The 19,702-nt window shown below is 60.5% G+C and carries 19 protein-coding genes; 9 read left to right on the forward strand and 10 right to left on the reverse strand.

Annotation, left to right across the window (positions count from 1 at the left end; all coding sequences use genetic code 11):
* From NBH09_RS08425 to NBH09_RS08445, 4 genes are all read right to left on the reverse strand, one after another.
* Entirely contained in the window at window positions 1–711 is a 711-nt protein-coding gene (locus tag NBH09_RS08425) for a TetR/AcrR family transcriptional regulator (RefSeq protein WP_250787695.1), read from the reverse strand.
* Between the two features lie 121 nt (window positions 712–832).
* Window positions 833–1,690 carry an HAD-IIB family hydrolase gene (locus tag NBH09_RS08430; protein WP_250787696.1) on the reverse strand — a complete coding sequence of 286 codons (858 nt, stop codon included), beginning with the start codon at window positions 1,688–1,690 and terminating at the stop codon, window positions 833–835.
* Between the two features lie 260 nt (window positions 1,691–1,950).
* The gene (locus tag NBH09_RS08440) at window positions 1,951–2,970 is read right to left on the reverse strand and encodes a putative ABC transporter permease (RefSeq protein ID WP_250787697.1); all 1,020 of its coding nucleotides are present in this window, start codon (window positions 2,968–2,970) and stop codon (window positions 1,951–1,953) included.
* 3 nt (window positions 2,971–2,973) lie between these two features.
* Window positions 2,974–3,531, reverse strand: coding sequence for an HD domain-containing protein (locus NBH09_RS08445; protein ID WP_250787698.1), 558 nt, complete (start codon window positions 3,529–3,531; stop codon window positions 2,974–2,976).
* A gap of 228 nt (window positions 3,532–3,759) precedes the next feature.
* On the opposite strand from NBH09_RS08445, the gene NBH09_RS08450 reads away from it, so the two are divergent.
* The 6 genes from NBH09_RS08450 to NBH09_RS08475 all read left to right on the forward strand — a co-directional run bounded on the left by NBH09_RS08450 (window position 3,760) and on the right by NBH09_RS08475 (window position 10,355).
* Window positions 3,760–5,541 carry a 1-deoxy-D-xylulose-5-phosphate synthase gene (locus NBH09_RS08450; protein ID WP_250787699.1) on the forward strand — a complete coding sequence of 594 codons (1,782 nt, stop codon included), beginning with the start codon at window positions 3,760–3,762 and terminating at the stop codon, window positions 5,539–5,541.
* A 492-nt stretch (window positions 5,542–6,033) separates the two neighbouring features.
* On the forward strand, window positions 6,034–7,029 hold the full coding sequence (locus NBH09_RS08455; RefSeq protein ID WP_250787700.1) for a glutamate ABC transporter substrate-binding protein: 996 nt from the start codon (window positions 6,034–6,036) through the stop codon (window positions 7,027–7,029).
* A 138-nt stretch (window positions 7,030–7,167) separates the two neighbouring features.
* Window positions 7,168–7,827, forward strand: a complete 660-nt coding sequence (locus NBH09_RS08460; RefSeq protein ID WP_022094657.1) for an amino acid ABC transporter permease — start codon at window positions 7,168–7,170, stop codon at window positions 7,825–7,827.
* Window positions 7,824–8,657 (forward strand): amino acid ABC transporter permease, encoded by an 834-nt coding sequence (locus NBH09_RS08465; RefSeq protein WP_117629933.1) that lies wholly within the window; start codon window positions 7,824–7,826, stop codon window positions 8,655–8,657. Before NBH09_RS08460 ends, NBH09_RS08465 begins: the two co-directional genes overlap by 4 nt.
* Before the next feature lie 36 nt (window positions 8,658–8,693).
* Window positions 8,694–9,458: an amino acid ABC transporter ATP-binding protein gene (locus tag NBH09_RS08470; RefSeq protein ID WP_284703140.1), complete on the forward strand. Its 765-nt coding sequence runs from the start codon at window positions 8,694–8,696 to the stop codon at window positions 9,456–9,458.
* An 87-nt stretch (window positions 9,459–9,545) separates the two neighbouring features.
* Window positions 9,546–10,355, forward strand: a complete 810-nt coding sequence (locus NBH09_RS08475) for a gamma-glutamyl-gamma-aminobutyrate hydrolase family protein (RefSeq protein ID WP_250787701.1) — start codon at window positions 9,546–9,548, stop codon at window positions 10,353–10,355.
* Between the two features lie 105 nt (window positions 10,356–10,460).
* Here NBH09_RS08475 and NBH09_RS08480 read toward each other — a convergent pair whose 3' ends face one another.
* The 3 genes from NBH09_RS08480 to NBH09_RS08490 form a co-directional block, all read right to left on the reverse strand.
* On the reverse strand, window positions 10,461–10,817 hold the full coding sequence (locus NBH09_RS08480; protein WP_238022585.1) for an Hpt domain-containing protein: 357 nt from the start codon (window positions 10,815–10,817) through the stop codon (window positions 10,461–10,463).
* A gap of 23 nt (window positions 10,818–10,840) precedes the next feature.
* Window positions 10,841–12,721, reverse strand: a complete 1,881-nt coding sequence (locus NBH09_RS08485; RefSeq protein WP_250787702.1) for a diguanylate cyclase — start codon at window positions 12,719–12,721, stop codon at window positions 10,841–10,843.
* A gap of 211 nt (window positions 12,722–12,932) precedes the next feature.
* Window positions 12,933–13,730 carry an alpha/beta fold hydrolase gene (locus NBH09_RS08490; RefSeq protein ID WP_250787703.1) on the reverse strand — a complete coding sequence of 266 codons (798 nt, stop codon included), beginning with the start codon at window positions 13,728–13,730 and terminating at the stop codon, window positions 12,933–12,935.
* Window positions 13,731–13,955: 225 nt separating this feature from the next.
* Between NBH09_RS08490 and NBH09_RS08495 the strand changes: the two genes are divergently transcribed.
* The 3 genes from NBH09_RS08495 to NBH09_RS08505 all read left to right on the forward strand — a co-directional run bounded on the left by NBH09_RS08495 (window position 13,956) and on the right by NBH09_RS08505 (window position 16,845).
* A complete protein-coding gene (locus NBH09_RS08495) occupies window positions 13,956–14,732 on the forward strand; it encodes a radical SAM protein (protein WP_250787704.1) in 777 nt (258 codons plus the stop codon).
* 160 nt (window positions 14,733–14,892) lie between these two features.
* Entirely contained in the window at window positions 14,893–15,780 is an 888-nt protein-coding gene (gene map / locus NBH09_RS08500) for a type I methionyl aminopeptidase (protein ID WP_055286839.1), read from the forward strand.
* A 129-nt stretch (window positions 15,781–15,909) separates the two neighbouring features.
* Window positions 15,910–16,845, forward strand: a complete 936-nt coding sequence (locus NBH09_RS08505) for a D-2-hydroxyacid dehydrogenase (RefSeq protein WP_250787705.1) — start codon at window positions 15,910–15,912, stop codon at window positions 16,843–16,845.
* A 235-nt stretch (window positions 16,846–17,080) separates the two neighbouring features.
* Here NBH09_RS08505 and NBH09_RS08510 read toward each other — a convergent pair whose 3' ends face one another.
* From NBH09_RS08510 to NBH09_RS08520, 3 genes are all read right to left on the reverse strand, one after another.
* Window positions 17,081–17,548, reverse strand: a complete 468-nt coding sequence (locus tag NBH09_RS08510) for a type II toxin-antitoxin system VapC family toxin (RefSeq protein WP_195624967.1) — start codon at window positions 17,546–17,548, stop codon at window positions 17,081–17,083.
* 16 nt (window positions 17,549–17,564) lie between these two features.
* Window positions 17,565–17,945 (reverse strand): translation repressor RelB, encoded by a 381-nt coding sequence (locus NBH09_RS08515; RefSeq protein WP_195624968.1) that lies wholly within the window; start codon window positions 17,943–17,945, stop codon window positions 17,565–17,567.
* 216 nt (window positions 17,946–18,161) lie between these two features.
* Window positions 18,162–19,547, reverse strand: a complete 1,386-nt coding sequence (locus NBH09_RS08520; RefSeq protein ID WP_250787706.1) for a M18 family aminopeptidase — start codon at window positions 19,545–19,547, stop codon at window positions 18,162–18,164.
* Window positions 19,548–19,702: the final 155 nt, after the last annotated feature.

Here is a 19,702-nt window from a genome sequence, read left to right on the forward strand (position 1 = left end):
TTACTTGTTGGACTCGACGGTTGCGGCGGTGTCGACCGCATCCTCGAGCTGCAAATTCAATAACTTCATGCCGTATTCCGGCACGTTGATATCGATGGGTTGGCCATACAGGTCACCGGGGCGCACAAAAGCGAGCACCGTCATAATGCGCGCCATGGCCTCGGGCGATTCGGTGAGCCCACGCTCAAACCAGCGCTGAATCATGCCGACCTCGGCACTCACGACGTAGGTGACGTAGTAGTCAAAGAACGTGCCCAGCGCCAGGCCCAAAATGCCCGTCTGTGCACGCGGCACCACAGCCTCACGTGCGGTGTCGATAATCCTTTTAATGAAGGCCTGGTCGCCGCCCGGACCCAGCAGCGCACCGATTAAGTCGCGGTTGGCCGCAAGATAACGCAGCAGCTCAACCGAACCGGGCGCCGGCTCGAGCTCATCGATGTTGTGATAGAGATCGGGCAGCTGAGCTGCAGTGATGAGCTCAATGCGCTCACGAATCTCGGCCAGCAAGCCGTCCTCGATTTGATTGATAAAGTCGGGGATATCGCGGTAGTGCGAATAGAACGTGCGACGCGTAAGGCCAGCGCGCTCGGTGAGCGACGCGACATTAATGCGCGAAAGGTCGCCGCTTTCGGCAAGCTCGCTGGCAAGTGCCTGGCGAAGGGCACGCTGCGAGCGAAGGGACCGGCGATCGCATTTCTCGAGCTGGGACAAGCGTCCTCCTTGTTACTCAGCCTGTGCGCTATTGCACAGTGCGAGTATTATTGCACACCGTGTGCATCAACACGTAAAGGCAATATTTGGGATGTGACGAAGGGGCAATCCTTTTGTCGCATTATTCGATGATGGTGCAGGAGTTCTGCTTATGCATGGTGGCGAGCATGTGTTTGGGGACGGCGTGAACCATGCAACTGCCGATGGTCGCACTAGCGGCGGCCTTAGCTGCATCGCTTGCGTTTTTGGTCGCGTAGCTGTGGCGGAAGCGCTTGAGCATGGCAATGTCGTTGCCGCCGTCGCCGTAAACCGCGACCTCGTCCTCGGCAATACCGTAGTAGCCCGCCAGCCAGGCCACGCTCTCGCCCTTGTTGCACGCCACGTCCGTGATCTCAAACATCACCGGATCGAACGGTGCGTTGACCACGCGGTCCGATCGCTCGGCCAGATATGCCTTAAGGTCGCGCTCCAGCTCGGACGAGATCACGCGACAGTTAATCTTGCACACGTCATGGCGCAGGATGTCACCGATCGACTGATCGAAATATTGCTCCTCGTGATACCCCCCACGTGCACGCATGCCGCGCATCACGATGCGCTTGATAGGACTGTCCTTTTTAAAGCCCGCCTGGTGCATCTCGAACGAACCGCTCGAGAACATGCCATCGGGCGTGGAGCAATCAAAGCAAATGTCCGGGAACGCCTTGAGCAGCTCCTCGGTAATCTGCGGATCGATGGTCCAGGTCTTGAGCACCTCGCCATGGCTGTCGCGCACGATGGACCCGTTGGAGCAGCAGGCGTCAAGCGCCAGGCCCGTAAAGCCATGCTCGCCGATCGGCAGCGTCGAGCGTCCGGTCGCGGGAACCACATGCAAGCCAGCCTCGGTCAGCTCGCGAATGGCACGGCGGATGGTCCCATCCGCCTCATGCAGGGCGTTCAGCAGCGTTCCGTCTAAGTCACTCGCAAACATCTTGATCATGGGCATGCCTCTCCTTCGTCTGCACGATATTGTAGACGAGAACGGGCGCGCCCCAAGAGAGGCACGCCCGTCAGGCGAAAGATTGTCCTACACCGCAGAGGGGCCATGTTCGCCGGTGCGGATGCGGATAACCTCCTCGACCGGCTCGACCCAAATCTTGCCGTCTCCAACGGCACCGCAATCTTGGAAACGGCGCGGCAACGGGCGCGAAACCAACGGGAAATACGCGAGCAAGGAAGCCGCGAGCGCGCCCGTCCCGGCTAGCGCCGGAACAGCTCGCGGGCTCGGTCGCGGAGGTCGGTAGCTCGGATGACGCCCTCGTAGCGGTTGATACGCAAGCGCGGGAAGGCATTGAAGAAGCGCAGGTCGCGGCGGCTGAGTGACACGCTCGGCACCGGACGGCTTATGCCCTTGCCGGCAAGGCGACGACTGAGCGACGGACGCGGCATGCTCGGCGCGGCATCGGCCACGCGGCGGGCAGCAAGTGCCAGGCCGCGAGCACCATCCGCGATAAACGTCGGCATCGAAGCCTTCTCGCACAGGGCATCGAGCGCGGCGTCACCCAGCTCGGCCAGCCACGCGTTAACGGCACGGCTGCGGATATGCGTCTGCGCCACCGAGTCGATCGCCGAATCGGGAATACGTTCAAGCATGGAATCAGACGCATCGGCAAGCGACTCGTTGATGCGGTCGGCAAGGTCGGCCCGGACGCGCTCCAACTGATCAGACAGGCGGCGCCAGCTGGCCAAAGAGCACACTGCGTCGACCATCATCGCGACCGCGACGATAAAGGCGGACAGCCGCACAATCAGCACCGGCAGATGGCCAAGCAGCCCCAGCAATGCCGGCTCCACTAAACGGCAAATGCACAACGCACCCAAGCCAAACGCGCAGGCCCAGTACAGACAGATGCGTCCGTGCAGGTTAAACGGCAGGTGCGAATAGTCCCAAAAGCGAGCGCCCGTTGTTTTTTCCAGCAGCACGCCTACGCTGTACTCAATCACGCTGCATACGAGCGCTGCAGCGACAAACTGGCTCGGGGCATCCGGAATCCCGCGCAACAGCAGCCAGCAGGCAATGCCGCCCACACCATAGATAGGACAACACGGCCCCAGCAAAAAGCCGCTGTTGGCAAATCGTCCGTGATTGAGCATGGCGCAGACCGTCGACTCCCACGCCCAGCCGCAAAACCCGTAAAAGGCAAACGAGAGCACCAGTGCCGAAAGCGGGCAGACGGCAAGCGTCGCGCCGCCAAACGCCATGTCAATCGCGGTCCCCACCGTCTACTCTCTCCTCTTTTCGCTCGAATCTTTGCTCGAGCCGTCACTCGAGCCCTCGTTCGAATCGTTCGCGCCGCCTTTGCGCGGTAGACGGCAGGCGACCGTCTCGCGCAGAGCACACCATTTATCCGCCAGGCACACAATCCATGCCTCACGACACGTCGGCGGCACTGGCACCAGCGGAAACATATGGCGCACGATAATATTCCGCTCGCGCGACGTCAGTTCAAAATCTTCCTCGGCACGCGCCAGGGCAAAAAACGGGTGGCGAAAGCCATGCAGCCGATGGCTTGGATCGGGATCGTGCCAGTCATAGAGAAAGTAATCGTGCAGCAGGGCTCCGCGCAGCAACGAAGCACGGTCGACCGAAATGCCAGCACGGCCCAAGCACTCGGCAAAGGACAGGCTCGCCCGCGCTACCGAAGTCACATGTGCATAGACCGTCACGTCGCCATGTTGGATAAACTCGCGCGTCAAGTCCAGACGGCCCGCCTGTGCCAGTTGACGGGCAGCATGGTCTACTTCGCACGCGATGTTCTCGGCACGAACGACATCGGACATGCTGCCTCCTTCCAGCGACTCACAGCGGCAAGCCACGGCTTGTGCACAATCGATAAAAACATCATGGAACACATCAGTATGGCATCGGACAAAACGTTTTGCCCCGCCAGTTGGCGAATTACCGCGCCGCCGTCACATATCAAACGCCAAAATGTGCGAGACTGTCTTGTGCAATTGTGTCGGCCGAGGGAGCGCCGGCGCTCGATTCGCATGGAGTAACCCACAACGATGCTGCTTACGCAAACGACAACGCCCGAGGACGTCAAGGCTCTTAATCGCGCCGAGCTCCCGCAGCTCTGCGGCGAGATCCGCCAGGCAATCCTCGAAAGCTCCGCCGCCGTCGGCGGGCACGTTGCCCCCAACCTGGGCGTCGTTGAGCTTACGGTTGCGCTTCATCGCGTGTTTAACTCTCCCACCGACAAGATTGTCTTTGACGTGTCGCACCAGACCTACGCTCACAAGGCGCTGACCGGGCGCGCGTACACCTATATCGATCCGGAACGTTATGGTGAGGCTTCTGGCTTTGCCAATCCCGACGAGTCCGAGCACGACCTGTTCGCCATGGGCCATACCTCGACCTCGGTGAGCCTGGGCTGCGGCCTGGCGCACGCTCGCGACCTGGCGGGCGATACGTACAACGTCATTACCGTTATTGGCGACGGCTCGCTTTCGGGCGGCCTGGCGTTTGAGGGCTTTAACAATGCCGCCGAACTCGATAGCAACCTGATCATCATCGTCAATGACAACGACCAGTCCATTGCCGAGAACCATGGCGGCCTGTATCGCAATCTGGCCGAGCTGCGCGCCAGCAACGGCACCTGCGAGCGCAACGTTTTCCGCGCGATGGGGCTCGACTACCGCTATCTGGACGCCGGTAACGATGTGTTGGCCCTCGTCGACGCGCTGCAGGAACTGCGCAATATCGATCATCCCATCGTGCTGCACGTCTCCACCGCCAAGGGCAAGGGCTTTGAGCCAGCCCAAAGCGACCCCGAGCGCTGGCACCACGTGGGTCCGTTTGACATGGCGACCGGGCGCAAGCTCTGCCCGGGCCATCCGAGCGAGCCCGCGCCGCGCACCTATGCTGACATTACGGGCGAGGCGCTCAGCGCCGCCATCGAGCGCGATCCACAGGTCGTTGGCATCACGGCCGCCACGCCCTACATTATGGGCTTTACACCCGAGCTTCGCGCTGCCGCCGGCAAACAGTTCGTCGATGTGGGCATTGCCGAGGAGCACGCCGTGACCTTTGCCACCGCGCTTGCGCGCTCGGGCGCCAAGCCAGTCTTTGGTGTGTACGGCACGTTTTTGCAGCGCGCCTACGACGAGCTGTGGCACGACCTGTGCCTCAACGACGCCCCCGCAACCATTTTGGTGTTTGGTGCGTCAATCTTTGGCACCACGTCCGAGACGCACCTCTCGTTCTTTGATATTTCCATGCTGGGCGGTCTTCCCAACATGCACTACTTGGCGCCGGCCTGCATGGAGGAATATCTGTCCATGCTGAGCTGGTCGCTCGACCACCGCGAGCATCCCGTGGCAATCCGCGTACCGGGCATCGGCCTGGTGAGCCGTCCCGACCTTGCGCCCGCCGAAGACACCGACTACAGCGCCGTTCGCTATAACGTGGTGCGTCAGGGCCGCGACGTTGCCGTGCTTGCGCTCGGCGACTTCTTTGAGTTGGGCGAGCGCGTGGCAAACCGCTTGGCCGCCGAGTACGGCATCGAGGCCACGCTCGTCAACCCGCGCTTTGCAACCGAGCTCGATCGCGAGTTCCTCGACAGCCTTGTCGCCGAGCATCGCGTTGTCGTCACCCTCGAGGACGGCATCTTGGACGGCGGCTGGGGCGAGCGCGTGGCGTGCTACCTGGCCTGCACGCCCGTGCGCACGCGCACCTTCGGCATCGCCAAGGGCTTCCCCGACCGCTACGACCCCAACGAACTGCTCGCGCAGAACGGCATGACGGTCGAGAACATGGCCGCCGAAGCCGCAAGACTACTCAACGAGTAAGAAAACCTCCGCAAGGAAAGCACCCCCCTGCGGAGGTTTTTGTTTTCGCGACGCGATTATCTCAATCTGTAACATCTAGGGCCCGAATTCCCGTCTAACTGTTACAGATCTAGACAAGACGTCTTAGTCCCTGACCTTTGTCTCAATCTGTAACAGATAGAGACCTTTTGTCCGTCCAGATGTTACAGATCGAGACATTCGAATTCCCCTGAAGAGAAAATCTCGATCTGCAACAGTTAGAACCCATTTCCTCGTCTACCTGTTACTGATTGAGACAAAACAGCGAGGCGGGCCGTCCGAAAAGCACTATCTCAGCAGCAACAACCGACGTTTGCCCAGATAAAACCTGCCAAAATAAACCTGTCCCTTTTTGGTAGGTAGAATAACCCATAAGACAAGTATGTTTCTGAGTTATTTCGTGTTGACCCATTTGAGCGCAATAGGGTATAACTCTACTCAACCACTAGGATTTTTTGAGAAAGGTGTTCTCCTATGAGCAAGAACCTCTCCCAGCAGGTCGTTCTCGACCGCCGCGGCTTCGTTGCCGCCACCTTCGCAACCGTCGCCGGCCTTGGTCTTGCCGGCTGCTCCGACACCAGCGCCGAGGCCGACAAGGGTTCCGCCGCCGGCTCCTCCAAGGGCTCCGAGGATACCGAGGTTTCCGCTACGCTCGATGCCAAGGCATTCGACAAGCTCGTCGACAACGGCCCCAAAGCCGACGACGATGCCATCGCCGCCAGCACCTGGGCCACGGCCGTCAAGGACGCCGGCGTCTTTAAGATCGGTGGCGTTCAGACCTCCACGCTCTTCTCCCTCCTCAACGAGAAAGACGGTCAGACCCGCGGCTTCGATGCCGGTATCGCACAGCTCCTGTCCAACTACATTCTGGGCGAGAACAAGGTCGAGATCACCCAGGTGACCTCGGACACGCGCGAGTCTGTCCTGCAGAACGGCCAGGTCGACGCCGTCTTTGCCACCTACACCATCACTGACGAGCGCAAGAAGCTCGTCTCCTTCGCCGGCCCCTACTACTACACGCAGCAGGCCATCCTGGTGCTCGCCGATAACGACGACATCAAGAGCGTCGACGACCTGGCCGACAAGAACGTCGCCGTCCAGTCCGGCTCCAACGGCCCCGCCATCCTGGAGGAGTTCGTTCCCAAGGCCAGCCAGCAGGAGTTCAAGACCGACGAGGAGGCCCGCCAGGCACTCCAGCAGGGTCGCGTTGACGCCTATGTCATCGACAACAACATGCAGCAAAGCGCCCTGGTCCGCGAGCCCGGTAAGTACAAGATCGCCGGCAAGCCCTTCGGCAGCAAGGAGCCCTACGGCATCGGCCTGCCGCTCGATTCCGACGGCGTCGCCTTTGTCAACGACTTCCTTAAGAAGATTGAGGACGACGGCACCTGGACCGAGCTGTGGCAGATCTGCATCGGTGACCGCACGGGTGACACCAATGTTCCCGAGCTGCCCGAGATCGGCGCCTAGGCAACGCGCCTAGTAACGGCCGCAACGAAACCATACGGAAACGCACGGTGCGCTTTATTGCGCTAAACTGTTTCCTTACTGAGTTGTCGGGGCTTCCGTACACACGGGAGCCCCTTTCCTTATCGGCGGGAGGTCCGCATGAGTCTCTCCGAGCTCTGGTCGCTCTATGGCCAGAACTACATTGACGCGCTGCTAGCAACCTGGGGCATGACGCTTGAGTCGTTTGCCATCGCCATGGTGCTGGCCGTCGCCGTCACCGTGATGCGCGTGTCGCCGCTCAAGCCGCTGCGCGTCTTTGGCGACCTGTATGTCCAGGTCTTCCGTAACATCCCCGGCATCGCGCTGCTCATTATCGTCGTCTACGCATTGCCGCCGCTCAAGGTCGTCCTGCCCTACCGCACCTGCGTTATCGTCGCCACGGTGTTGCTGGGCTCGGCCTTTGGCTCCGAGAACTTTATGAGCGGCATCAACACCGTCGGCGTCGGCCAGGTGGAAGCCGCCCGCTCGCTGGGCATGAGCTTCAGCCGTATCCTCGCCAAGATCGTGATTCCGCAGGCGCTGCGCTCGAGCGTGCTGCCCATGACCAACCTCTTTATCGCCGTCATGCTCACCACCGCGCTCGGCAGTCAGGTGCCGCTTAAACCGCAGGAGCTCACCGGCGTGGTGAGCTACATCAACACACGCTCGCTCGGCGGCGTCGCCGCGTTCTTTATCTCGGCGCTCGGCTACCTGGGCACGGCCTTTGTGGTGAGCCACATTGGCAACTATATCGATAAGAAGGTGAGGATCCTCCGATGAGCAAGCACTCCACCTCCGCGCTCACCATGCGCGATGCGCTCTACGAGGCTCCCGGCCCCAAGATGCGCGCCAAGATTCGCGTCGGCACCGCCATCTCACTTGTTGCCGTGGCCGCGCTCATCGCTCTGGTACTGCAGCGCTTTTATGTGACCGGCCAGCTTTCGGTCCATTACTGGTACTTCTTTACGCACCTCACCACCTGGAAGTTCCTGCTTGCCGGTTTTGAGGGCACGGTAAAGGTCGCGCTCACCGCCGGCGCCATCGCGCTGGTACTGGGCTTAGCCCTCATGCTCGGCCGTACCAGCGACATCAAGCCGCTGCAGCTGGTCTGCCGCGTGCTCACCGATTTCTTCCGTGGCGTGCCGAGCCTGCTGTTCATCTACTTCTTCTTTTTGGTGCTGCCTCAGTACAAGATTTCACTGCCGTCGTTTTGGATGCTCACGCTTCCCGTCGCGCTCGCCGCGGCCGGCGTACTCGCCGAGATCTTCCGCGCCGGCGTCAATGCCGTGCCGCGCGGCCAGGTCGAGGCCGCCCAGGCACTCGGTCTCTCCAAGGCTAAAATCACTTTTAAAATCGTGCTGCCGCAGGCCATTCGGTTTATCATTCCGTCGTTGATTTCGCAGCTTGTGGTCGTCGTCAAAGACACCACCGTCGCCTACGTGGTGAGCTACCCCGACCTTATGCAAAACGCCCGCGTGCTCATTACCAACTACGACGCCCTCGTGTCGGTCTACCTGGTGATCGCGGTCATCTATATCCTCATCAACGTCGCGATCAACAAGGCCGCTGTCTACGTTTCGCACAAGACCGGCGCGACCATCATTCGCTAACGCTTTACCATTTCGAGTCATAAGGAGCCGAGCACCATGGCACAGAGCACTTCTCCTACCGGCAATCAGCCGCTGATCGAGCTCAAGCACGTCGATAAGCACTATGGCGATCTGCACGTCCTCAACGACATCAATCTCTCGGTCGACCGCGGCGAAGTCGTCGTCGTGATCGGCCCCTCGGGCTCGGGCAAGTCGACCATGTGCCGAACCATCAACCGCCTGGAAACCATCGACTCGGGCGAGATCCTCATCGAGGGCGAGCCTCTGCCGCAGGAAGGCAAGGATCTTGCCCGCATGCGCGCCGAACTGGGCATGGTGTTTCAGCAGTTCAACCTGTTCGCACATATGACCGTGCTGCAGAACGTCATGCTGGGGCCGGTCGACGTGCTGGGCGTGTCCAAGGAGGAAGCTCGTGAGCGCGCCATGGACCTGCTGAGCCGCGTGGGCGTTGCCGAACAGGCCGACAAGGTGCCCGCTCAGCTCTCGGGCGGCCAGCAGCAGCGCGTGGCCATTGCCCGCTCGCTCGCCATGCAGCCCAAGGCCATGCTCTTCGACGAGCCCACGAGTGCCCTTGACCCCGAGATGATCAACGAGGTGCTCGAGGTCATGGTCCGCCTGGCCCAGCAGGGCATGACGATGATTGTCATTACGCACGAGATGAACTTCGCCCGCCGCGTTGCCGACCGCGTCGTGTTTATGGCCGACGGCCAGATCGTGGAAACCGGCACGCCCGACGAGTTCTTCGACCACCCCCAGACCAAGCGCGCCCAGGACTTCCTCAACTCCATCAAGGGCCACTAACCCAATTGCCACGCGGGCAAATTCATCAGTAACGTTTGCCCCGCGCCACCCATGCACCATGTCCACCCGGATTCGAAAGCAACACCTATGATCGGAACCCATACCTCCTCGTCCTATACCCCGCACGTCGACGTTGCCCCCGCCGACCGTCCACTCATCCTGGTGGCGCCGCGTTGGGAAGGGGCAAAGCCGTTTTTAAGCGAAACGCTCTCCCCCAACGAAGAAATCGCAAGTGTCTTTGTCGATGCCATCCTTGCCGCCGGCGGCCTGCCGCTGCAGATGTCCATCACCGAGGACATTGAGGTCATCCGTCATTACGTCGATATCGCCGACGGCATCGCCATTCCCGGTGGCCCGGATGTCAATCCCAAACGTTGGGGCGATGATCGACCCTACGACCCCACCCTCTGCTGCGAGATCCGTGATAGTTTTGAGTTCAAGCTGGTCGACGAGGTGCTCCGCGCCAAAAAGCCGCTCTTTACCACCTGCCGCGGCACGCAGCTGCTCAACGTCGCCACCGGCGGCACCCTGTGCATGGACGTGCCGAGCCTGGGCGCTCGCGAGGGCCGCACGCAGTGGCGCCATACCCACGTGCTCAACGACCCTGTGCATCCCGTCGAGGTCGTGCCGGGCTCGCTGCTGGAGCGCGCGGTTGGCGGGCACAGGCTGATCCAGACCAACTCGGCACATCACTGCTGCGTCGATCGTCTGGGTAAAAGCACGCGCTTGGTCGCCAAGGCAACCGACGGCGTTCCCGAGTGCATCGAAGTCGAAGGCCAGCCTTTCTGCCTGGGCGTGCAATGGCACCCTGAGTACACGTGGAAGACGCTCGAGACCGACTTTAACCTGTGGAAGTCGTTTGTCGAGGCAGCGGCCAAGGTAAAGCAGGCCCGCTAGCTCGCGAACCGCATAACAGATAAGGGCGCCCCGCCGGCCACATGGTCCGGCGGGGCGCCCTATTACCTATATGCTGCCGGCACACAGTCCAAGGCTCGCAAGCTCTTATTCAGCCGCCTCGCGCAGGGCCGACATCGTAGCCGCATATTGCTGCTGCAGTGCATGCATTCCCTCGCGTGCGCCGTCAACGGCATCGGCGCCGCGCAGCGCATCGGTCACCACAACCGCCGGCTCGTACAGATTATCGAATCCCAGGTTCTGGCTCACGCCCTTGAGCGTATGCACTGCCATAAACGCACCTTCGGCGTCTCCTGCCGCCATGGCGGCCTCCAGTTTGTCCATGCTCTCGTCATCCAAAAACTTGAGGGCAAAGCGAGCAAGCATTTCCTCGCCCATCAGCCGAGCGCACGCGTCATCATAATTAGCGCCGATCTTCTCATACGCCTCACGCATGGAAATCATGGATTAAAACTCCTTTGGTCAAACTAAATCGTGGGAAACGCAACAACGTCGGCGGGGCGTGCCAACGTCTCAGCAATACGGTCTTGCACCTCGAGCAGGCAGTCGAGCAACAGTGGGTTAAAGGTGCCGCACTTACCGTCCAGAATCATCTGGATCGCCTCCTTGTGCGGGATAGCGTCCTTGTACACGCGCACGCTCGTCAGCGCATCATACACGTCGGCCACCGAGACCACCTGCGCGGCAATGGGAATCTCGGCGCCCTTAAGGCCATCGGGATAGCCCTTGCCGTCCCAGCGCTCGTGATGCCAACGCGCAATCTGGTACGCATATTCCATAAGCGCATTGCCAACGTGATGGCTACCCAGCTCACGCAGCATGTCGGCGCCCATCGTGGTATGCGTCTTCATAATCTCGAACTCCTCGGGCGTAAGGCGCCCGGGTTTGTTGAGAATCGCATCGTCAATCGACATCTTGCCGATATCGTGCAGCGCCGAAGCCAGGGCAATCGTGGAGCGTTCCTCATTGTCGAGGGAGATCGTGTCGCTACGCTGGACCAGACAGTCAAGCAGCAGCTCGGTCAGCTTCTCGATGTTCGTAACGTGCCTGCCGCTCTCACCATTGCGAAGCTCCATGACACCGGCCATGATGTCGATGAGCATGCGACTGTTCTTGACGCGCTCGTTGTACTGCTGGGACAGCAGACTCGTCAGGCGGCGCTGTTTGGCGTATAGGCGGATGGTGTTGCTTACACGGCGGCGCACGACACGGGAGTCAAACGGGCGGTTGATATAGTCCGAGGCGCCCAGCTCGTACGCGCGCAGAACCATATCATCGGAATCTTCGCTCGAAATCATGATGAAAGGCAGATTGTCGATACCCGATCGGCGTGACAGATCGGCCAGCACCTCAAAGCCGCTTATGCCCGGCATGACAATATCCAGCAGCACGAGCGACAACTCATCGCCATAGCGGTCGACCATGTCGAGCGCCGTACGACCGTTGGCGGCCTCGAGGATGCAATACTCGTCCTTGAGCATCTCGTTGAGAATGGCTCGGTTCATCTCGGAGTCATCGACAATAAGCACCAAAGGCTTTTCGCTTTGGAAGGCTTCGATGGAATCGGCATCGGTCACGACCGTACCGGCTTTTGCCTTAGCGCGGCTCAATAACTGGACAGCGCGGCCAACGCCCTCATCGACCGTCTCGCCATGAATGCGAACGCCACCAACACATGCCGTCAAGCTCACGTACTCATGGCCCGGAACAATCGTGGCATGAACGGCATCGGACACCTGATGCAGGCGACGGGTGAAGTCATCGGAGGGAATATTGGGCATGACGACCACAAACTTGTCGCAGCCGTAGCGCACAAGCTCGTCAGTCGAACGAATTCCGCTGCGTATGGCCGTCGCCACAGCACCGAGCGCAAGGTCGCCGGCATGACGGCCACACGTATCGTTAAAGACCCTAAAATCATCAAGGTCGATCACCGCAACGCCGGCATTCATGCGGGCGCTACGGAGCTTTTCCTCGTAATATCGGCGATTGCGCACACCCGTCAGCACGTCGGTGTAGACGAGGTCCTCTTCTGCAGCCTCTTGCTCATCGATCGGACGCACCATCAGCAGGACGTGAGGCTCGCCCTCGACCTTCAGAGGGCGCAGGCGAGCGCGGTACTCGGTACCATCATTGAGCAGCTGCTCCGATACATCATCGGAACCTGCCAAGGCCTCAAGACTTGACTGACGCAGACAAGGGCACCGATTGCCGGCGAGCAGGCAGTTAGGCTCGTTCTTAATCTGATCGGCCGACAGCAAACGCACCACGGGGTAGGTCTTCGCGACGCGGGCGACCTCGGCGGCAGCCTCCTCGTCGGTTAGATTGACCTCGTGATTATTGAGCATATGGGGCCCTTTCTATCGTTACGCACGGCAACGGTGCATATCAATTGGTACAAGGGTAACATCTAACAGCTGAAGGCAAACGCGCGATTATCGTTGCATTTTTATGACCTGGCAAACGGCGGTAATGGAGCCGCGGGCGCGCGGTTATGGGCGCATTCGTTAACAATGACGAAACGCTAACAGCCCCTCTCCCCGCAGGTCATCGAGCGTGCTAACGCTCCAAGACATCGCGAACGGCGTTTGCCGCCGTAACGGGGCGATCGCGCAGACCGTTATGCGCGCCCGGGATCGTCACAAGGGGGCAATCGAGATATTCGGCAGCCGCTCGCGTGCCAGCCTCGCGGGGTGTATCGACCGAAAGCTCGCCCAAAAACACGGCCGGCACCGCCTTTGACGCGCGGACGCGCTCCCAGTCGGGAGCATATGTCATATTTGTTCCGTATTCATTAGCCATAAAGCAACGACCATTGCGCAGGGCATGTTTGGCTTCCGCTTCGGTCGTCCCGGGAGCTTCGGGGTCCAAGTCGCCGAGGGCTCCCAAGAAAAGCCGGAGCGCCCTTGAAACCTTTCCAGCCGCAATCATATCGAGCAAAACCGGAGCTGCGCCCATGCCGACGCCTTCGGCCGACACAGCCGGCTCATGCAGAATCGCACGGGCGACGAGATGGGGTTCGGCGCGAAGAAGCTCCAGCGCCACCAACGTACCGGCGCTATGCGCAAGCACATTTGTCGGAGCGCCAACGTGTTCGATCACGGCTTGCAGGTCGGCGGCCTGAGCGGCAAGATCATAGCTGCCGTCTGCCGCATCGCTGCTGCCACCGCAGCCGCGGCGGTCGTAGGCAATTACGCGGTAGTTGCGGCTGAGCTCACAAGCGATACCGTCGAAAAATGTGCCGTCGACACAAGCGCCGTGCACGCACACCAAGGCAGGAGCATCAGGCGACACATCTGGGCCGGCATATTCGCGACAGGCAATCGTGGTGCCCGCATTCTCGACCGTAAAATTCATGTTGTGCCCCCATCATCAATGCTCATCCAGTTGCACGTCAGCGCGGTTGGATGGACCCACATTGCCTTACACCTTGTTAACAGATTAACTTTACCCGACCCGAGGCTTTTCATGGCGCGGCATCATGGGCGACGTGAAAAAACGAAACTTGTAAAGCAAGAGCCCGCACCTTGCTTTGGAGCCGATGCTATGCTTAGGCACAATTGTCTTGAGGAGCATATGCCTATGTCTACGTTTTTGAATGCCAGCCCCATCTTTGGGCCCGTTCGCAGCCGTCGCCTTGGTCTCTCGCTCGGCGTCAACATGATGCCGGCCAGCGGCAAAATCTGCACGTTCGACTGCATTTACTGCGAAAACGGCCTCAACGCCGAGCGCCCCTGCCATGAGCCGTACAACACAGCTGCCGTGGTACTCGACGCGCTCGAGGCAAAGCTGCGCGAGATGGCAGCCGAGGGCGAGCTCCCCGATGTGATCACCTTCGCAGGAAACGGCGAGCCCACCGCCGCACCGGAGTTTCCCCAGGCGATTGCCGGCGCCGTCGCGCTGCGCGATCAGCTGGCCCCAAACTCCAAAATCGCCGTGCTCTCCAACGGTACGCGCGCCGACCGCCCCGAGGTGCACGATGCGCTCATGATGGTCGACGACAACATCCTCAAGCTCGATACGGTCGACCCGGCGTTTATCCAGCTGCTTGACCAGCCTGTTGGCCCCTACGACGTCGAGCACCAGATCGAGACGTTCGCAAGCTTTGACGGTCACGTTATTATCCAGACGATCTTTTTGACCGGCGAGTATCAGGGCAAGCTCATCGACAACACCGGCGAGGAGTACGTTGCCCCCTGGCTCGCGGCGCTTGAGCGTATTCGCCCACAAGAAGCGACCATCTACACGGTGGCGCGCGAGACACCGGTCGCCGGCCTTGCCAAAGCGGCGCCCGAGGTGCTCGACACGATTGCCGCACGCGTACGCGCCCTCGGCATTCCCTGCCAGGTGAGCTACTAGCAAAACCACGCAGCAGCTAGTGCCCGCCACCCCGCTCCATCAGTTGCGGTGATATAGTTCCTGTTTATGCTGTTAAACCGCTTAAATCGGAACTATATCACCGCAACTTTTATGGACGCGTGAGTGGGCTATACTAGCTGCGGATGAAAGGAAGTTAGCCATGTATGACAAAGGACCCGTACCCGGCCGCAACGACGCCTGCTGGTGCGGCAGCGGCAAAAAATATAAGAAATGTCACAGCGCCTTCGACGAGCGCCTCGAGCGCCTGTGGGAGGAGGGCTGGGAGGTTCTGCCCCGTACGCTCTACAAGACGCCCGCCGATATCGAGGGCATCAAGCGCTCCGCCGCCATCAACGTGGGCGTGCTCGACTACGTAGGCGAGCACATCGCCGCGGGCATGACCACCAACCAGATTGACCAGATGATCTACGACTACACCGTCGAGCACGGTGGCACGCCGGCCGATCTCAACTACGAGGGCTACCCCAAAAGCGTGTGCACCTCGATCAATGATGTGGTCTGCCACGGTATCCCCTGTGATACGGACGTGCTGCACGAGGGCGACATCATCAACGTGGACTGTTCCACGATCCTAGACGGCTACTTTAGCGACTCGAGCCGCATGTTCTGCATCGGCGAGGTCTCGGCCGAGCGTCAGCGCCTGGTCGACGTCACTCGCGCCAGCGTGGAGGCGGGTCTGGCCGCCGTCAAGCCGTGGCTACCGCTGTCCGTGATGGCCGAGGCCGTGCAAAAGACGGTCGAGGACGCCGGTTTTAGCGTGGTGCGCGAGTACGGCGGACACGGCATCGGTAAGGAGTTCCACGAGGACCCGTTTGTGGGCTTTACCACCGAGGCGCCCGATGTGGACACCATTATGGCTCCGGGCATGGTCTTTACCATCGAGCCCATGGTCAATGCCGGAGCGCCCGACATTAAGATCAGCAAGGGCGACGGCTGGTGTGTGCGCACCAAGGACGGTAGCGATTCGGCCCAGTGCGAGGTACAGCTCGTGGTGACCGAGGACGGTTACGAGCTGCTCAGCTGGTAGCTGTGGATGCGCCGGATGCCGACGGGCACGCCCGTCTTGCATCCGGCGTTTTATTTGAGCGTTTTGCCTGATAAAACCTGCCAAAATTAACCTGTCCCTTTTTGGCAGGTCGAGCGGAGAGGACTGCTTGTGAACATTCTGGTTTTGTTGCCCGTCAACGACCGTCATCGCGCAATTCTTGAGTCGAGCGCTCCGGGCGAGGACTTTATCTACACGAGCGCCGACGCCGCCACGCACGAGCAGGTCGCCGATGCCGACGTGATCCTGGGCAACATCGACCCTGCCCTGCTTACCGCGTGCAAGCACCTCCAGCTGTTGCAATTGCAGACCGCCGGCTATGACGACTACTTGGCCGCCGGCACCGTGCCAGCCGACGCTAAGCTTTCCTGCTCGGTGGGCGCCTACGGCCAGGCCGTAAGCGAGCACATGTTTGCCATGGTTCTTTCTATGATGAAGCGCCTGCCCGGCTATCACGACTTGCAGCGCGAGCATCGCTGGGAGGATTTGGGGCCGGTTACCTCGCTCAAAAATGCCAACGTGCTGGTGCTGGGCGCAGGCGATATCGGCGGCCACTTTGCCACGCTCTGCCGCAGCATGGGCGCACACGTCCGCGGCATCAAGCGCCATCCGCTCGTCTACCCCATTGTATTTGAGGACATGGACGGCATGGATGCCCTGTCTGAGCGCCTGGCCGAGGCCGATGTCGTCGCATCCTTTATGCCCAGCACACCCGAGACCCGCGGCCTGGCGAACGCCGAGTTCTTCGCCGCGATGAAGCCGGGCGCCTTCTTTGCCAACGGCGGTCGCGGCGATCTTGTGGTCGCCGAGGACTTGGTTGCCGCTCTGGAGTCGGGACATCTCGCCGGCGCCGCGGTCGACGTCACCGACCCCGAGCCGCTGCCCGCCGCAAGCCCGCTGTGGGATGCGCCCAACATGCTCATCACGCCGCACGTCTCCGGTTGGTTCCACTTGGAGGCTACGCTCAACAATGTGGTCGACATTGCCGCAGAGAATCTGCGTCACTTGCAGGCCGGCGAGACCCTGCGCTGCTGGATCGAACACTGATTGTTCCGGCGTTTTCCAAACGCCGGAACCCCTCGACGCTGCGAGCCCGCCAGAGCGGCAATCTGCCTTTCAATCGTCGGGCATGACCAGAAGGTCAATGCCCTCCTCTTTCAAGGCACCTTGCTCACTCTGGCGGGTTCTCGCTGACTTTTGTTCAACCTGCGGCGCTTTGCTGGCGCGGCCCTACCTGTGGGCTCTCGCTGACTTTTATTCGACCTGCAGGGTCTTCAAATTGCTAGAGCGTTGCTAAGTAATTCTTTGCGTCTTCTGCGCTCATTGCTGCGACGGGTGCGTGTGAACAGAGTTTGGCATCGTTGGTGACCAGAAGGTCTGCCTTTGCGCGCATTGCTGCCGCAATGATTAAATCGTCTTCGTAATCGCTATGGAGCTTACGCTGCTTGCTCGCCATCCATATGTCACTCAGGTCGCAGGGTACCGGCGTGGCAAGTTGCGACAACACGTCGAGGCAATCCCATGCAAGTGATGTCGCCGCCACGGCGGCATCTTGGGATAGCGAGCCATGCTCGCGCCGATACCACGCCTTATGTTCGCTCGAAATCAAATAGAACAGATCTTTGGACGATGTCGCCGCATACAGCAAATCCACCTGCGCCGTGCATGCATCGCGTAAAAACTCAATCGCCACCGAACGACCACGTCGTGAGGGAATGAAGTAATCGAGCCACACGTTGGTGTCAACCAAGATGCGCCTTGGAGCCTCACTCATAGAGCCAGCTCATCTCCTCGCCGTAGCGATCCGCGTAGGCGTTCCGTTTGAGTTCTTCATCGCCCGAGGGCTGAGCCTTGACCATATCGATTCCCGACTCACGGCAAGCGGCAGCGAACAGCTTCGACCCCTGATCCATGAGCTCGAGCTTACGTTTAGCGGCCTTTTCGCGCTCGCGCTGTTCCGCCCGGACACGACTGGGCAGCAGGATATCCTCGAGCGCACCGGGGCGATCGGCCAGCGACGCTGCAAGCTGCCAGAGCGCTCGCACCGCTTGGCTCGGCGTCATACCGGCCCTGGAGAGAGCGGCGTCCCCGCTCCTTTTAAGATCGGCATCGAGACGTACGTTGATCTGAGCGGCTGTTGTGGTCATGACCCCTCCTTAATACTTTAAAATCATCATAAAACTCTATGGTAGATACGTAAAGCACGTATAGTATTTATTAGCATTAGCCGCACTCTGTGCACAAAAAGCCGCCGAGGTGCACTGCACCTCGGCGGCCACGTACCACCGATCTAGCTCGGTTTCACCTTTGGCATTTGCCCAGATAAAACCTGCCAAAATAAACCTGTCCCTTTTTGGCAGGTTTTAGAGCTCCACGCTTTCGGCTCCGTTGATGGTTAGGTTGCGCTCGTAGAAGGCGGTGAGGGCGCGGATGGCGTACATCACGTCGCGCACGCCGCCGGTCTCGTAGCTCGAGTGCATGGCAAGTTGCGGCAGGCCCACGTCTACGGCATGCATGCTCGCCTGCATGTTCGACAGGTTGCCCAGGGTAGAACCGCCGGCCATATCGCTCTTGTTGGCAAAGGCCTGCGTGGGCACGTCGGCGTCATCGCAAATGGCCTGGAACACCGCGCGGCTAAAGGCATCGGTGCAGTAGTGCTGGTTGGCGGCTTCCTTGATGACGATGCCGCCGTTAAGCACCACCTGGTTGCGGGCGTCGCACTTCTCGGCGTGGTTGGGGTGCACGGCATGCGCGTTGTCGCAGCTCACGAGCATCGATGCGGCAAGGGCGCGATGGTACGACTCGTCGTCAAAGCCCAGCGATCCGTTAATGCGGCGCAGCGCGTCGGCCAAGAACGTCGACATGGCGCCCTGCTTGGTCTCGGAGCCAACCTCCTCGTTATCGAAGCAGCAGAAGACCGAAACGTCGTGCGCGTTCTCGGAACCCAAAAATGCCTGCAGCGAGGTATAGGCACAGGCCAGGTCGTCGAGCTTGGGCGTCGAGATAAACTCATCGGCCCAGCCCCAGATGCGCGCATCCTGACGATTGACCAGGAACAGATCGCGGCCCAGGATCTGCTCGGGCTCAACGTCCAGTTCGTCAGCGATCAGGGCGTCAAAATCTCCCTGCTTAAGGTCACCGGCGCTGATGAGCGGGCACAGATCAATGGCTCGGTTGGGCGCAAAGCCCTCGTTAACGCCGCGGTTCATGTGGATGGCAAGGCTCGGGATAATAGCGACCTCGCGCTCGGTGGCAAGCAGGCGGCTCTCAATACGGTCGCCCTCGCGCACCAGCACGCGGCCCGCGAGCGCCAGTGGGCGATCGAACCAGGTGTAGTCGATCATGCCGCCGTAAGCCTCGGTGTTCAGGCGCAGCGTCTCGCCCGCGCCGTCGAGCTCGGGCACGGCCTTGACCTTAAACGTCGGCGAATCGCTGTGCGACGCCGTCAGTTGAAAATGGTAGTCGCCGGCAACGCCGTCCTCGCCCCACGTAGCAGCCAAGTCCTCGCCCACCTTAAAGGCGATAACGCTCGAGGTGTTGCGCTGCGTGTAATAGCGACCGCCCGGCTCGATATCCCACGCAGCGTTCTCGGGCAGGTAGGTAAAGCCCGCCTCGTCGAGTTCGGCCATAATGGTCGCCGCCGTATGGAACATGCTGGGGCATGCCTCGATAAAGTCGATAAGGTCGTTCGCGGCCTCGATATCGTCGGCCGTCACATGCGCGCGCTCGGGCGTTTCCTGATCCGTCATGCTCTCCCCTTTCGCTGGGTTGATGGTCCCCTCCAGCATACCCCGCCACGCCAGCGCCGCACTCTTCATTCCGTGTTTAATCCCGCGCCGCTCGCCAAGTTGAGCCATCATGCCCGTGCACCTTTTGCGACAATTACGCTAACAGGACGAGAGGA

The sequence above is a fragment of the Collinsella sp. BG-O-102 genome (assembly GCF_023656745.1).
GTDB lineage: Bacteria > Actinomycetota > Coriobacteriia > Coriobacteriales > Coriobacteriaceae > Collinsella.

Bases quoted from the DNA above. Each gene is read 5' to 3' on its own strand.
- NBH09_RS08445 (WP_250787698.1), bottom strand. From the start codon at position 3,531: ATGTCCGATGTCGTTCGTGCCGAGAACATCGCGTGCGAAGTAGACCAT.
- NBH09_RS08490 (WP_250787703.1), bottom strand. From the start codon at position 13,730: ATGAATTTTACGGTCGAGAATGCGGGCACCACGATTGCCTGTCGCGAA.
- NBH09_RS08475 (WP_250787701.1), top strand. From the start codon at position 9,546: ATGATCGGAACCCATACCTCCTCGTCCTATACCCCGCACGTCGACGTT.
- NBH09_RS08485 (WP_250787702.1), bottom strand. From the start codon at position 12,721: ATGCTCAATAATCACGAGGTCAATCTAACCGACGAGGAGGCTGCCGCC.
- NBH09_RS08460 (WP_022094657.1), top strand. From the start codon at position 7,168: ATGAGTCTCTCCGAGCTCTGGTCGCTCTATGGCCAGAACTACATTGAC.
- NBH09_RS08465 (WP_117629933.1), top strand. From the start codon at position 7,824: ATGAGCAAGCACTCCACCTCCGCGCTCACCATGCGCGATGCGCTCTAC.
- NBH09_RS08470 (WP_284703140.1), top strand. From the start codon at position 8,694: ATGGCACAGAGCACTTCTCCTACCGGCAATCAGCCGCTGATCGAGCTC.
- NBH09_RS08520 (WP_250787706.1), bottom strand. From the start codon at position 19,547: ATGACGGATCAGGAAACGCCCGAGCGCGCGCATGTGACGGCCGACGAT.
- NBH09_RS08480 (WP_238022585.1), bottom strand. From the start codon at position 10,817: ATGATTTCCATGCGTGAGGCGTATGAGAAGATCGGCGCTAATTATGAT.
- NBH09_RS08515 (WP_195624968.1), bottom strand. From the start codon at position 17,945: ATGACCACAACAGCCGCTCAGATCAACGTACGTCTCGATGCCGATCTT.
- NBH09_RS08450 (WP_250787699.1), top strand. From the start codon at position 3,760: ATGCTGCTTACGCAAACGACAACGCCCGAGGACGTCAAGGCTCTTAAT.
- NBH09_RS08430 (WP_250787696.1), bottom strand. From the start codon at position 1,690: ATGATCAAGATGTTTGCGAGTGACTTAGACGGAACGCTGCTGAACGCC.
- map (WP_055286839.1), top strand. From the start codon at position 14,893: ATGTATGACAAAGGACCCGTACCCGGCCGCAACGACGCCTGCTGGTGC.
- NBH09_RS08455 (WP_250787700.1), top strand. From the start codon at position 6,034: ATGAGCAAGAACCTCTCCCAGCAGGTCGTTCTCGACCGCCGCGGCTTC.
- NBH09_RS08495 (WP_250787704.1), top strand. From the start codon at position 13,956: ATGTCTACGTTTTTGAATGCCAGCCCCATCTTTGGGCCCGTTCGCAGC.